The following is a 14,411-nucleotide window of genomic DNA, read 5'->3' as shown; positions in this document are numbered from 1 at the left end:
AAACCTCCGATTATTCTTCCTGGAAAAAGGGCTGCCGGTAAATCGAGCAGCCCTGAACCGTATTCGTTAATTTCCTTTTTTCTTCTTATACCAGATCACGCCGCCAATGCCGCAGGCAGAAAGGACTGCCAGAAGGATCGGAAGCCAGATGTTGGTGCTGTCCCCTGTTTTCGGGCTGTTTCCTGTCGGTGTGCTGCCGGAAGGGGATTTGGTGTTTTTGATCTCTTTTACGATCTCGATCACCTTGGTTTTTCCGTCTTTGTATTCAAAGCGGATCTCTTCTTTTTTGCTGCTTAATTCATAACCATTTGGTGCTTTGGTCTCTACCAGGATATATTCCACGGTTTTCTCTACTTTTCCATTTTTATAAGTAGCAATCGGAATCTTGCCGCTTGTCGCTGTTCCGGTCTTATCCGTTACCAGTTTTTCTACGACTTTTCCGCTTTCCTTTTCACGCAGTTCAAATTCTGCTCCTGGAAGGGCTGCCTTACTGGTGGAATCGGTCTTTTTGATGACCAGTTTTCCATACGGATGTGCGTCCTTCATTTTGACTTTCTGGACTTTTCCAGTATCTTTTACCGTAAATTTCACATCTTCCGCAATGAGGTATCCATCCGGGGCCTGCTCTTCACGAAGGGTATATTTGCCTACCGGAAGTTTTTCGACCATATGCGGTTTATCCGTGGACGTCCAGCTTTCAACTTTCTTTCCATCTTTATCCAGGATGATCAGTTTTGCTCCCGGTACCTCACTGGAATCCGTAATGTCTTTCTTGCTGATTTCCACTTTGGTCACATCATCAAGCATCTGGTGTTTCTGTACTTCTTTTGTGTTTTCGACGGTAAATTCAATACTTTCCGCAGTCACATAACCATCTGCCGGCTTTGTTTCTGTCATCTTGTATTTCTTTCCTACGATAAGACCCTTGATGATATGTGCTTCCTCTTTGGATACCCATTCATCCACCGTATTTCCATCCTCATCTGTTACCTTTAAGGATGCTCCCGGAAGTTCTTTTTTGTCCGTCAGGTCTGCTTTGGAAAGTTCTACCGTAGTCTGTTCATCTTCAAAGGTGAACGCATACTCTGCAACACTGGTTTCACTGCCCTGGTACTCAAAAGTGAATTCCTGCGGTTCCTGGTCTGTCACATAGCCATCCGGGGCGGCAAGTTCCTTAATGTAGTACCTGCTATCAACCGGGAGATCTGCAACAAACTGGATCTTTCCCTCCTCATCTGTGGTCTTCAGTTCGATCAGGGTGTCTTTCGCAAGGAGTACTTTTCCTTTTGAAGATACGATGTCGTCTGCTGCATAGAGGCCAAAGATTGCCCCGGAAAGTACTTTGTCACTGTCCTTTTCTTTTTTCAGGACTTCCACCTGTACCCTCTGGCGCGCATTCTGCCAGTCGGCACTATAAGTAACCAGAGGTGTATCCTGGTCACGGTATGTAAGATCCACATATCTTGGTTCATTATCCAGAACGTAGCCATGTGAGGTCTCTTTTTCCACGATGTAATAGCGTCCAAGCGGGAGGTTATCCATCTGGGCGATGCCATTTCCATCTGTTGTAATGGAGACGACCAGTTCATCTGCCGCATAATAATCTGCACTTACCCCGTCTGCTGCACGGATGGCTTCTGCCGCGTAAACATTGAAGGTTACATCAGTCAGGTTTCCAGTCACATAGTTGAACAGGTGCTCGATCATGCCTTTTGCATTGTCAAGAAGGGATACGCTGTCTAAGAATTCCCCTTTCTTGTTTACCAGAAGTCTTGCTACCGGGACTTCATCTTCCATTTTGACTTTCTGTACTTCTGCAGTATCAGAGATCGTAAACTCTACGTCTGTTGCACGTAAGTAGCCATATGGTGCAAGCTCTTCACGCAGAATGTAAGTTTTTCCAACCTGAAGTCGCTTGATCACATGTGGGGAATCCTTTACGGATGTCCAGGAATCGATCACGTTGCCATCCTTATCCAGTACACTCATGGAAGCCCCGTCAAGTTCTGTTCCGGTCGTGATATCTGCTTTTGTTACTTCTACCGTTGTCGGCTGGTTTTTCTTCACGGATTTTAATTTGATCGTTTTTACGTCCTGGCCCTGGTATGTGGCATCAAATTCCAGGATCTCATCGGAAGATACATAACCCGCCGGTGCCTGCAGCTCTTTCACATAATATCTGCCAAGCGGAAGATCCAGCGAAAACGCTGCCTTACCTTTTTCGTTGCTTGTGATCTCCTGAAGCAGTGTATCTGCTTTTACGACCACCTTGTCGCCGGAAGAAATTGCTTCTTTATTATATAATCCAAAGGTTGCACCTTTTAAAGCCTTTCCGGTCTCGGCATCCTGTTTTTCCACACTCAGCTCTACTTTCTGGCGTTCATTGGAAAATTCCAGTTTTTCTTCGATCTCCGGTGTGTTCTGGTCCTTATAGATAAAGGATACTTCCTGACTGTCTGGATTTAAGACAAATCCGGCCGGTGCTTTTGTTTCTTTCACACGGTATTTTCCAAGCGGAAGGTCTTTGATAACAGCTTCCCCATTTTTATCGGTGGTCACTGTTTTTACCAGGGTATCCTTTGCATAGATCACGTGACGGTTTCCCTGCTCGTCCACCTGATGATCCGGTGTGAAAATATCTTCTGCTGCGTAGATTTCAAATTCTGCTCCTTCCAGGGAAGTTTCTTCGTATACAAAATCCTTTTTAAAGGATTTTAAGGTTTCACCGGATTTATGGATCACCAGTTTACCTTTGACCGGATGGTTTTCATAGGTCACGGTAATGATGGCATCCCCGCTGACAGAATCCATCTGATAAGCTGTATTCTTGTCAACTTTGATCTCCACATACTGGGTATTCTGAGTGTAGCCATCCGGCGCGCTCACTTCCTCGATCCTGTAATTTCCGCATTTTTAAGGATTCCGGAAGGATCAGGTAACCATTTTCGTCCGTAAAATAGGATTTATGGACAACCGTATTTGGATAGGTCGTTACCTGTTCCACATACTTTTTCGCATCCAGGTCGTACACTTTGAATTCTGTATTGGCAAGGAGGACCGGCAGTTTGGTCTCATCATCCTGTTTCACGATCTTAAGCTTTGCTTTGAACTCATCGTCCAAAAGGACTCTCCATACCTGCGGTGTACTGCTGTTCTCAGTTACGGTTACGATAAAATCATCTACCGGCATAAAATTATGCGGTGTTGTAGTCTCACGGACAATGTAGCGTCCATAAGGAATCGGGATGCTGCACGCATAGCCGCGTTCATCGGTAAACATTTCTGTTTTTCCGTCTTCCGTAAGAACGATCGGGGTCGCATTTGTAAAGTCATAGCTTCCATCGTCTTTTACAGTCAGGCTGCTGATCAGATAAGCTGAGAATCCGGCACCTTTTAAAAGATCCGCATCGGTCTTATCATTATCCGCTGCTTTGATCAACTGGAATGGCTGTTTGATCACGTCTTCTTTGGAAACGGTATTTCGTTTTACCGTCTCTACCTGGTCTCCTTCGTAGTTACAGTTTACATCATGCTCCTCTTCGTCCAGAAGATAACCTACTGGAGGCGTGATCTCCTTCAAATAATACTTTCCAAGATACAGGTTGCTTACACTTGCTTTTCCCGCTTTATCGGTCGTCAGGGTAGCTACCTGCTCGTCCTTTTTATAAAGGACTCCGCTCCTGCCATCCGGATGGTTAATGTCTTCCCTTGCATAGAGCCCGTAAATGGCTCCTTCAAATACGGCATCTCCCTGTGCGCTGTTTCCTGTCTTGCTGTCTTCTTTTACCAGGTCGATCGTTGCATTTACACGCTTATTTGTAAAGGTATGGCTAAAGTTTACCTTTTCTTCCTTATCATTGGTAAACTTAAAAGTGAAGGTGTAAGTATCCTCACTGTTTCTAAGGTAAAGTTCCGGTGCCTGGATCTCCCGGATGCTGTAGCTGTAATTAATCGGAAGTTCCGCTTTATAAGAAGCTTTTCCATCGGCTCCGGTCGTTGCTTTTTCGATCAGGGTTCCTTTGGGAACAACGGTCTTACCATCAACTTTGATATCTTCTGCTGCATACAGCCCGTAAATACCTCCGGAAAGCGGATTTTTGGTCTCTTCGTCCTGCTTTTCCACACGAACTGCTGCCTTCTGGCGTTCATTTAAAAATGTTGCACTGCCAGTCTGCACTTCTACGGTCTGGCCTGCATACGCAAGCTCAACAGTCTTGGACTCTCCTTTGCATACATAATTATCCGGAGCCTTCGTCTCGGTTACTGTGTAGGTGCCAAGATAGAGATTTTTTAACGTAACGCTTCCGTCATCTCCGGTAACCAGATTATCCTTGACAAGTGCACCTTTTTTATAGATGAGGGTGCCATCTGCCGCCTTGATATCTGCACCTGCATAAACACTGTAAACGGCTCCTTTCAATTTCCGTTTTTCGTAGGCAAAGGTCACACCATCTTCCGTGACGGCCGCTCCGGTGAGCACTTCTCCTTCTTTATAAATGGTGAGTGCACCTTTTTGCTCTTTATCTGTTAAGTTCTTGGAAGCGGTCTGCCCCACGACCAGCTTTACCCCATAGGCTTTGGTATCCAGCACATATCCGGACGGGCCTGAAATCTCACGAAGGTAAACGGTATCCTGTGTTTTGGTGATCTTTACTTCGGATTCCCCTTTTGCATTTGTTGCCGGCATTTTTTTGATAAGTTTCGTGCAGGCTTCATCTGCATAGATGCCGTAAACGGCACCTGCAAGGAGCGCGTTGCTTCCCTTATCTTTTTTGATGATCTTGACCGTTGCTTCATCCGGCCAGTCTACCTCCAGGTTCAGCTCCAGTGTATCGGTATAATATCCAAAGCCGATATCCTGGCTGTTTGCCAGCTTTAAGAGCATGGCATGGAAATTAAGCGGATAGTTGGATGTAATCGCATATTTTCCTTTCAGGCTTCCAATATTCTGGGTGGTTGCTTCCAGATGGAATTTTTCACCGCCCTTTACGCTCACATTTCCGGTCCCGGTTTTCCCTGTCGTCTCATTTACAAGGGAGACCCCGTTTTCCAGATGGATCGTGATCACAAAAGCTGCATTTGCCTTCCATGTAAATGTCGGGCTCTGGTTTCCATTTGCAGAAGCACTGAGCCCTGGTGTCAGTTCCATGGTCGTTGGATCCGGCATCTTTGCAAGGGCTGCCTTGATCTCTTTTAACATGTTTTTGGCAGTTGTCGAAAGGGAGCCGCCAAATCCGGATTCCCCGTCATATAAATAATCGACCAAATAATGCTGCATTGCACGGGTCTCGGAGGAACAGCCGTATTTTTCCATGATGGATTTGATATTATAGCCGTTGAATGTGCCGCCCCATCCGGGACCGCCATATCCGTAAAACATGGCCTTCCTTAAATAACGGTCATCGCCGCCTTCATCCAGTTCGACCATATTTTTATAAGTCGTTCCACTTGGCGGGGACTGTTTACTGTGCTGCATGCAGTATGCATAGACGGTATAAGTCTTTCCGCCTGCTTTGTAACGGATATACTTATAGGAATCATTTCCGCCCTGTCCCATTACAGAATCAAAAGGATGCAGTTTTCCATCTGAATAATAGTAATAGGTATTAGCTTCAATGTCTGTTGAATCATCCCACAAGTCTCCATCGGAAGCTGCCACGGTACTAATACCGCCCTCAGCCTGGTCATATAGCACACTTAATGCAACATCATCTTCCGGCATCTCAAAGCTGAAGGAATTTGTTCCCTCATCGTAGCTTACTTCTGCATACAGAAGATCTTCGGTATTCTCTGTCTGGTTTGCTTCGACAAGACTTGTTCCCACTGCGATCAGGCTTCCCTGCGGGATATCACCGGAAAAGTTGACCGTCTCCCCCGTCTGGTAACGTCCGTCCTCGTGGTCCAGTTCAATATTGAATTCATTTCCCTGTACAATGTCAACCTGATGGCTTCCATCCTCTGTTTCCTCATCGGAAAATCCTTCTGCTTCCTCTTCTTCTGATTCCTCCGTTTCTTCCGGCTCTTCCTGAGTTTCCGGGGCATCTTCCGGGCTTATGGTCGGGAGGACGGGGTCTGCCTCCGGTTCGTCATCGCCGGTTTCCTGTTCCTGGCCGCCATTGGATCCGTCTGTTTCTGCTTCCCTTGGTGTCACCGTAATGTTTCTGGCAACCAGATAGGCTTCCCCCGATGCGGGCGTAACAAGATATACGCATTTATAGGTCCCCGCATGGTTATAATCAAATACAGTCCCGTCTTCCATTGCTGCTTTTTTCAGTTCCACATGGTCTCCGTCAGAGAGTTTCAGTCCTGTAAAGTCATTTTGAATATCAAAGGCTTCCCCTTCGGTAACCGTAAGCGCAAGTTCCGGATCTGCAACGGTTTCCTCGATCAGTTCCTCCTCGCTTTTCTCCGTCTGTGTTTCTGTCTGTACCTCGATCTGCGTCTCGCTCTGTGCGGAAACGCCTCCCACCTCAGCGGCGGATACTGCAGAAGCTCCCGTCTGCAAGAGCGTAGTGCAGCACAGAGCAAAAGCCATCGCACCCGCCATCCATCTTTTCTTCCAGTTTTTTCCAAGTGCACGTTCTCCTTTCATGATCGCTTTTTTCCCTGCTGTTTTCTTTTGGTCCGTCTCTTATCTGCATCACATTCTCCTTTCTTCCGGCTTTTTCAGCCAGATAAAAAGGAAACTGAAAAAAATTCCAGTTTCCCTTTTATCTGACCAAACATTTTATGCCGTCTTCCTGTGTTCTTTTTCCTCTTTTTTGAAGGATCCAGTCATCCACGCCTTTGTAGTGTTCCATCCAGATGCCGGATGCATCGGTATCCCAGGTAACTCTTTTGCAGGATACATTCAGTTCCTCACAGATCTCATACAGCTTTATACAGCCTTTTCGGATCATGTCCCGCTTTCTGCGCTTTTTGGGGCATTCTCCATGATACAGATGAATTCCATGTTCACATTGCCGGCACGCACTTTTTTCATCGTGCTTACAGGACAATTCCATCATTTTATCCATGTCGTAACATTCGTAAACTCTTTTTAACCCCTGCTCTTTCAGTTTTCGCAAGACAGTTTCCAGTCCTTTATGATTGGAAACTCCAGGGACTCCGATATAAGGATTTCCTGTACACATCCATGCGATCTCTGCCTTTAAGATCCCTTCCGTTACGTAAACCGTGCCATCCTTTATTTTCCCAAACATTCCTGCCGGGCTGCCGCTTGAGGTGCCTTTTTCTAAGCCGCTGCTGGTAAACCAGAGGTACTTCCGTTCTTTTAAAGGAACATCCAGCCGGATCTGGAATCCTATGATCCGTTCCTTCCCATCCCGGACCGGGCAAAGATACCCGTTATTCTTCCTATAAAAAGCAGCTTCCCAGTCACCATCCCGGTTGATGAAAAATCCAGGAACCCCATCCAGGCGAAATCCCTTTTTTAAGAGCTTTCTGGCAATGGCCACGGAATTCTCCTCATCCGTACTTAAAAACCTCGTTCTTCCATCTGTCTGACCTCATTTAACGTCAGCCCACGCAGGAGAAGGTTCCTCCGGTGTGTTTCCTTAAGCTTAAGAAAAGTGAGCATTTCCTTATATACATGGTCCCGGTAATCCCATTCCGCTTCCGTAAGGGAAATGCGTTTCTTTTTAGAAACGATAGAAACGAAACCATTTCGTGTCGTGGACTGCTGTCTTTTATCCGTTCCAGAAAAAGAAAGTGCCTGCTTTATCTCCCGGTAGGCTTCTTTATACCGGTTTCTCCCGTAAATGCCGGATAGTTCCGCATACAGTGTCAGCATGTTTCCGGATGCTCCGCAATGATAGCAATGGTAAACATTTTTCAGTTCTCCATTTTTGCGGATGCAAAAACTGCATTTTCCTCTTAAATCCCCGCAAAAAGGACATTCCACCGGAAATTCGTCCTGGTAAGAATCACTCAGTCTTCGGATTGACAAAAGATCTGCTACTTCTGCGATCGTAAACGATTCTCTGGCATACATGCCTTCCTCCTTTTCATAAAAGATGGCCCCGTTCCCGGAGCCACCTCAAACTATTTCTCTGTTTTCAGGCTGCTTTTTGCATTTCCTTTTCATGATCCAAAAGGATCTTCGCAGCTTTCTGTATTTCCTGATTCTGGCCTTTGTAACGCTGTACCAGCCATTTGATCGTCTGGTAACCTCTGGCATCCTGCATCATTTCCCCAAGAGGGGTTCCGGCATAGACACCAAAATTGCAGATAACCTTTTCTGCCCATTTCACTTCATCCTCTGCATCCTCTTCGTGAGCCATATCCTCCAACACTTCCTCTGCAGTCTCTTCTGGTGTTTCTTCCTCTTCTTCTGCATCAAAAGAAATCTCATCATCTTCATCAAATGGAACTTCATCCGTTTCTTCTACTGCACGGAAACCGTCTGCATCCGTCTCGGCAGTAATTTTCTCATCTACGGAGATTTCCTCGGTCTGAACCGGATCTTCCGCTTTGGTTTCTTCATCGGAAAATTCTTCCAGTCCGCTTTCACTTTCTTCCATTCCAAAAGCCATCTGTCCAGGAAGGTTTTCTTCTGTATCCGTCACTGCATATTCCACTTTTACAGGATCTTCTGATATGGCATTTCCATCACGCAGTTTTTTACGGTCCGTTTTCTTTTCCCTGACCGGTTCCGTTTGCTCCGGCTTTGCTGCGGTTTCTTTTCTTTCTGCCTTTTCCTGTTTCTTTTTCGGTTTTTCCGGTTTTACGGAAGCTTCCTGCTTCGGCATTTCTTCTTTTTCCGTCCCACGCATGTCCGGATCGTCTATTCCAGATGCCTGCATGATGTTGAATTTATTTAAGAAATAATACTTCAGGCCATACGTCCATGCCGCACCTTTTGCTTTATCCGGTGCTTCATTGGTTCCAATGACATGCAAAAAGCTCCGTACCTTGTCTCCCGGACGGTCTGCATTGGTCCAGCACAGCTCCAGATCAGCCTCATATCTCCAGAGCGCTCCCATTTCCTTTAAAAACACGGAATTGCCCTGTTCGTCCACCTGTGTCGGCCTTTCACTTAAGATGTCAAAATCGACCCCGTATTTATTAAGGGCCGGTGTCAGGCATTCATAAATATCATCCAGTTTTACAAAATCATAAGTAACGTCCTCACTGTACCGTTTGCGGATCAGCTTCGGCACTTTCTTCCGGATCCTGATCATCTTCTGGTTCAGATTCATGTAATTGTATTTACCCATATTATTCGTTTCCTCCTGATTTTTTCATTTTTTATACTAAGCAGAACGCGGAAGGCTTACCTCCGGCCCTGTCCCAGTCTTTTTTAACATTTCTTCCATTTCCTCCCGGATACATCCGATACAGATCTTCTTTTTTGAAATCTCCGGAAGTTTTTCAAGCAGCCACTTCTGGGCGAAAAGCTCTGCTGCCCGCTGTGGGTTGCTTAAATATTCCAGAAACATCCAGTCAGAAAATCCCCACTTCATATCCGCAAAATGAAACTGCGGCTGATAGATCAGATCCTCCGGCCGCTTTCCTTTTTTAATAAAACGGTCTGCATTTAGCTGGATATAAACCCTGCTGATTTCCGGGATCATCTGTGCAGCTGCATACCCGCCTTTTAACAAAAGTTCATCCCATTGTTCCCGGATAAGTTTCTTTCCAATGCGGCTTATCTGTGTTTCCAGTTTCGGGATCAGATCCTCACGCACAGGAAAACAAAAATCATCCGGTATCCCGATCGGCTTCAGAAAAAGATCTTCTGCTTCATAAAGGGAATACTCCGGCATGTGGATCACGGCACACCAGTTCCGGTCTGTTTTTCTGTTTTCCTTTAAACAGTCAAAGAAAAAGAAACAGTTTCCATATCTTGCCTTTATAAACAGCTGTCCGGAAAATTCTTTTACTTCACAATCCGGCGATTTCAGCCATGCGATCAGTTTTTCTGCCTCCCTGCTCTCTTTTAACCAGTCCGGAAGTTTTCTATCCATCACATACCTCCGTAATTTAGATATATGGCAGGGAATACCTGGAATACACCATCTTTGCCCGTTTTAAAAATGCAGATCCTTTTTCTGCCTTTGCAAACCATTCCACAAAAAACCGTGTCAGGTTCTGCTGCAGTGTCCGGTGGGTATCAAGGGCATAATCCACAAATTCCCCATATCCGTCCATACTTCCTGCAAGCAGGTAGCAGGTAAACATTTTTGCCATCTGCTCTTCATCTGAAGGATTGATCTCCATTTCCTCTGCACCTTCATACACCAGGCGCACCCTTTCTGGCTGTTCCTTTACATGCAGACACAGATCATCGGCCATCAGTTTCGATGCTTCGTTTCGAAGGTCGTAATATCTGACCTCTGAAAGACCTTTTAGCCAGGCAAACCCAAGATAAGTGTAATTGTCTTTTATTTCCTGCTGCTCTTTTGCCATGGACTCCATAAATTTTTTGTGTCCGGTGGGATGGCAGTTCAAGTATTCATCTACCAGCAGCCTTGCCACATCTTTTCCATTCGTAACCTTCATGTTTTCCTCCCATCAAAAAAAGACAGTCCATGCTGTCTCCATTCTTTTAAATCCTGTTAGTATTTTACAGTGCCAGGAATATCATATTCATGCCAGCGTTTTGACACACAGCCGGCAATTTTTTCTTCCAGAGCTAAAAGTCCTCTCTCATTCGTCTTTTCCTGCCTTGCAATGGTAATGGATTCACAGATCCCGCAGTAGATCTCGTATGCGCTGCATGGCTCATCCCCAGTAGTAGCCTTAAACTGCTCCACGGTTTCTGCAAGCAGTTTTTTTCCAAATCCCGCCTGCTTCATGATCCCTGCCATGGCATTTGCCGGATGCTCAATCCAGATATCACACAGCCGCATGACCCCTTTTAAGACTTCCCGGTAGTAATCAAAGATCGACTCTATGTTTTCCGTGAAATCTTCCATTCCTTTACAGTTTTTGTGTGTAACCTTCAGGGCATTGCCAAGGATCACATTTCTTGTCGGCTCCTGCAGGGAATAAAAAATATTCGCTCCGGACACACCAACGTCTGACGTAGTGATCCGTACAACTGCTTTTATGTCCTTATTGGTCTTTCTTCCATAATTCTGCATCAGTTCCTTATAAACATCTGTAAGTTTCGTATCTTCCAGCTGCCAGGACGCCGTAACAGAATAATGGTCTGCATAGCCGTTTAAAAACGTTGCCTTCTCATAGTCCCCATGGATATATGCCGAGGTAACCATGTACATATCCGGCATGGATATGATGGCATAATCTTTTTCATCACCAGACAGGACTGCCCTTATTTTTCCTTCACAGAAACGGATCAGTGCTCTTCCTCTTGCAACCTTCAGGCATTTATTTAAGATCTCTGCCAGTGTTTTCTTATCGACATCTGCCAGGGCTTTGCCATCGATCCTGGCCCGTCCTTTCAACGATTTGATAGCTGAATTTCCTATATAACAGGTTCGCTCAGGTAAGATAAGGACCAGTCTGGAATGAGATAAGGTATCTTTTTCCAGTGCTTCCAGGGAAACACCAGGAACCTCTGTACAGATTTCTTCTCCTGCAGCTGCCACCTTTAATTTCTTACTGGTGACCCGGATCCATTCTGCACGGCTGTCAATCTCTTCCAGATACTCACACAGTTCCTTTTCTGTCCGGAACTCCTTATAAAAGTCATCTTTATAATACATAATGTCCGCCTTTCCACGCTAACTGAAAATCCGGACTTCAACAGCCTGTATCTTTCCATCTTCGATGCAAAACACATAACCGTCTTCTGCCATCTCCATAAGCATTCCAATTTCCAGTGCATTTGCGTTTTCCCATTTAATCGTCTCCATAATCGACCCTCCTGATTTTACAATGTGTTTTCTTTTTTTGTTGTTTTTAAGGTATTTCTTTTTGCAGTTTCCTTAACTGCCAGTTTCATTCGTGCTCCTCCTTTCTGCTTTTTTATGCAATAAAAAAAGACACAAAAAGAATCTTCTTTCCTTCTTGCATCTTCCTTATATTTTGCATATCCATTTTTTCTCATTAAGGGCAAGACCGCCCCAAAGTGTTTCTTCCGGAATGTCCGGAACTAAAGAATAACCACAGTCTTTTATAGACTGTTAAATTATTTTTCATTTAAAGACTAACACAATATATTGTAGTTGTCAATTAAATTTATCTATATATTGTGTCGTCAAGTTATTGTGTAAGTTAGTCTAATTTGGTTGTTGCATATTGTGGCAGGCGGCATTCTTACCGCCTGCCCTTTTCATCTGTCTGCATACGTGCATGTATCTGAGGGGAATAGGTGATCTGTACATGCACTATGAAAACGTCTTACTCGGCGTTTGGATCTGCCGGTGAAATGTTTTTGGCAAGGCTGCGCCCATTGGCATCCGTCCCTGCTTCAAAAAGGACCGGCTGACCGCCGCTTAATTTCCGGTATCCATCCATCTGGATCTCCGAAAAGTGGGCGAAATAATCAATCCCGTCTTCACCGGTGATAAAACCGTATCCTTTCTGTGCGCTGAACCATTTCACGGTTCCCTGTAGTGTTTCTGACATATCCTTCTCTCCTTTGTTGTATTTCCCGCAATCGTCTTTTGCGGAAACAGGGCAGCATGGAATCGAACCATGCCTGGTGCTCCCCTCCCTGCTATAAAAGGAATTCCTTCCTCTTATATTTCTTCATTTCCCAAAAAAGTCCCGTTATTGAGTGCTGCATCCACCCGGCGGATTCCTACCAGCTTCTTTTCATTTATGCCAAAATAAAACCGGTAACGTTTTCCCTCCAAAACTTTTACGTTTTTATCCAGCAAAAGTTCACTCTGCCGTCCGTCCGGATCACTCACCCGGATCTTCCGAAATCTTGCAAAGGGATTTTTCCCGTCTATCCCGGTTACCAGCCCTTCCACGATTTCATAGGTCTTTTTATCCGCTGTACGGAAAATAAGATATGTTTTTATGAACCCGATAATCCCAAGCAGGAAAGACCAGAAAATAAAAGTTTTATCTTTCATCCATGTTCCCATAAATGATCCGAAAAGCAGGATAAAAAGAGACAGGATACCATATCTCTGGATCCTGTCCTTAAAAAAACCGGTATATTCTGATAACGTGTGCCAAAAATCTTCCAAGCATCTATACAGCCTGTGCCAATACGGATGTTCCGTTTGCTTCAAGACAGTCCTCCCTTCTTATGTTGTTGATCACAAGCTGTTTCTTATAGTAAAGCTGCGCTACGCGGCTTATAAATTCCCGTTGTATCTGTGCCTGGAGGGAATCTGCTAAATGGGGTTCCCTGCTTTTTGCCTCTTCCTTTAAACATTTCAGGTGGCAGGAAACATCCCCTTCTCTTTGAAGATAGGAAAGTAGCTGGTATTCCTCTTCTGTAAGCAGCGGCTTTTTAAAGGCCCTCAGTGAAAACTTCAGTCCTTTTCCCATGGAAAGGGATTCCATAAAATGCTTCATGCGTTCCGCAGGTGAAAAAATCATGGGAGCCATGACTGACCGGCTGATAATGCTGTATACAGCTTCCTCTCTGGTACATCCTTCTGTCAGCACAACCAGGCCCCGCTTTACCAGACGGTTCAGGCAAAACTGAAAATCCTCTTTGTCCGCCCATTCCTGTGCCTGTTTTTCTCCAAGGCTGAACACAAGAAGACGATGCATCTGGGAATGGACCTTATCCTCTTCACAGAAAGACCAGGTGAGCGCAGCCCACAAAATAGTTTCCATTTCTGTAAGTACTTTTTCTTCCCCATCTACCCAGACACAAAACCTTCCATCTGCATCATCTTTTTTCATTCCGATTGCTGTATACCATCTCATGACATTTCCTCCTTGTCATTTTCACTCTTTTTAGTCTCTGCTTCTGATCTGCTTTCTTCCATATAGCTTGTTACCCATACATCATTTCCAAAAGTTTTGGAAGTACATACCCCAAAAGCATGCCTGCTGCCGTACAGATTCCGATATTCGGCCGCCGCAGTTTCCATACTTCCTGTGTTTTGGTCCCGATAATCCTTGTTCTTCCTGGTACGATCCACCTGAGTTTCCGATAAAACTCCATGAATCCCTGATTGTCAAAGCCAAAGGATCGTACACAGAAAACATCCCGTTCCTGTTCTTCCTCATCCAAAAGGAAAAAGCTTTTCTGTTCTTTCCCTTCTTTTCGGATCACGATATAAAATTCCGGAACTCCCCGCCTGGTTCCTTCTACGATCTTGTCCATCTCATCGTAAAAGATCCTGCAGGACTCATATTTTCCGTTCTTTTCCGGCTGGCAGACTGCCAGGCTGTCCTCTTCAAGTGCCATATAACAGTTTTCTGCCTCCATGATCCTCCGGCTGATTTTTATGGCCTGACGAAGAAGCAGGATTATCGCAAGCGCCAGTGCAGTACACAAATATACAAGATCCCAGCATCTTTTCTGGTAT

At 45.1% G+C, this 14,411-nt stretch carries 14 protein-coding genes; all 14 read right to left on the bottom strand.

Annotated elements, in window-relative coordinates; all coding sequences use genetic code 11:
• Positions 1-66: 66 nt before the first annotated feature.
• Positions 67-2,886 (bottom strand): LPXTG cell wall anchor domain-containing protein, encoded by a 2,820-nt coding sequence (locus CK1_RS04245; protein WP_306288745.1) that lies wholly within the window; start codon positions 2,884-2,886, stop codon positions 67-69.
• Positions 2,831-6,592 carry a SpaA isopeptide-forming pilin-related protein gene (locus tag CK1_RS04240; protein ID WP_015525061.1) on the bottom strand — a complete coding sequence of 1,254 codons (3,762 nt, stop codon included), beginning with the start codon at positions 6,590-6,592 and terminating at the stop codon, positions 2,831-2,833. The genes CK1_RS04245 and CK1_RS04240 overlap by 56 nt, the downstream gene beginning before the upstream one ends.
• A 118-nt stretch (positions 6,593-6,710) precedes the next feature.
• Positions 6,711-7,457: a hypothetical protein gene (locus CK1_RS04235; RefSeq protein WP_306288744.1), complete on the bottom strand. Its 747-nt coding sequence runs from the start codon at positions 7,455-7,457 to the stop codon at positions 6,711-6,713.
• Positions 7,458-7,477: 20 nt separating this feature from the next.
• Positions 7,478-7,993 carry a DNA primase gene (locus tag CK1_RS04230; RefSeq protein ID WP_015525060.1) on the bottom strand — a complete coding sequence of 172 codons (516 nt, stop codon included), beginning with the start codon at positions 7,991-7,993 and terminating at the stop codon, positions 7,478-7,480.
• 64 nt (positions 7,994-8,057) lie between these two features.
• Positions 8,058-9,218, bottom strand: coding sequence for an ERF family protein (locus tag CK1_RS04225; RefSeq protein ID WP_015525059.1), 1,161 nt, complete (start codon positions 9,216-9,218; stop codon positions 8,058-8,060).
• Between the two features lie 36 nt (positions 9,219-9,254).
• Positions 9,255-9,968, bottom strand: a complete 714-nt coding sequence (locus CK1_RS04220; RefSeq protein WP_015525058.1) for a hypothetical protein — start codon at positions 9,966-9,968, stop codon at positions 9,255-9,257.
• A gap of 16 nt (positions 9,969-9,984) precedes the next feature.
• A complete protein-coding gene (locus CK1_RS04215; RefSeq protein ID WP_015525057.1) occupies positions 9,985-10,503 on the bottom strand; it encodes a hypothetical protein in 519 nt (172 codons plus the stop codon).
• 56 nt (positions 10,504-10,559) lie between these two features.
• Positions 10,560-11,672 (bottom strand): hypothetical protein, encoded by a 1,113-nt coding sequence (locus CK1_RS04210; protein ID WP_015525056.1) that lies wholly within the window; start codon positions 11,670-11,672, stop codon positions 10,560-10,562.
• A gap of 18 nt (positions 11,673-11,690) precedes the next feature.
• Positions 11,691-11,822: a hypothetical protein gene (locus CK1_RS04205; protein ID WP_005423021.1), complete on the bottom strand. Its 132-nt coding sequence runs from the start codon at positions 11,820-11,822 to the stop codon at positions 11,691-11,693.
• A gap of 17 nt (positions 11,823-11,839) precedes the next feature.
• Positions 11,840-12,016 carry a hypothetical protein gene (locus CK1_RS04200; protein WP_015525055.1) on the bottom strand — a complete coding sequence of 59 codons (177 nt, stop codon included), beginning with the start codon at positions 12,014-12,016 and terminating at the stop codon, positions 11,840-11,842.
• Between the two features lie 293 nt (positions 12,017-12,309).
• Positions 12,310-12,537 carry a cold-shock protein gene (locus CK1_RS04195; RefSeq protein ID WP_005423033.1) on the bottom strand — a complete coding sequence of 76 codons (228 nt, stop codon included), beginning with the start codon at positions 12,535-12,537 and terminating at the stop codon, positions 12,310-12,312.
• A 113-nt stretch (positions 12,538-12,650) separates the two neighbouring features.
• Positions 12,651-12,992 carry a hypothetical protein gene (locus CK1_RS04190; protein WP_306288743.1) on the bottom strand — a complete coding sequence of 114 codons (342 nt, stop codon included), beginning with the start codon at positions 12,990-12,992 and terminating at the stop codon, positions 12,651-12,653.
• Positions 12,993-13,113: 121 nt separating this feature from the next.
• Positions 13,114-13,803: a hypothetical protein gene (locus CK1_RS04185; protein ID WP_015525054.1), complete on the bottom strand. Its 690-nt coding sequence runs from the start codon at positions 13,801-13,803 to the stop codon at positions 13,114-13,116.
• Between the two features lie 70 nt (positions 13,804-13,873).
• A partial coding sequence (locus CK1_RS04180; RefSeq protein ID WP_306288742.1) for a hypothetical protein occupies positions 13,874-14,411 on the bottom strand: 538 nt, incomplete at its 5' end.

The sequence above is a fragment of the Ruminococcus sp. SR1/5 genome, from assembly GCF_000209835.1.
In the GTDB taxonomy this organism is placed as follows: domain Bacteria; phylum Bacillota; class Clostridia; order Lachnospirales; family Lachnospiraceae; genus Blautia_A; species Blautia_A fusiformis.
This window is presented reverse-complemented; position numbering and strand designations above follow the sequence as displayed.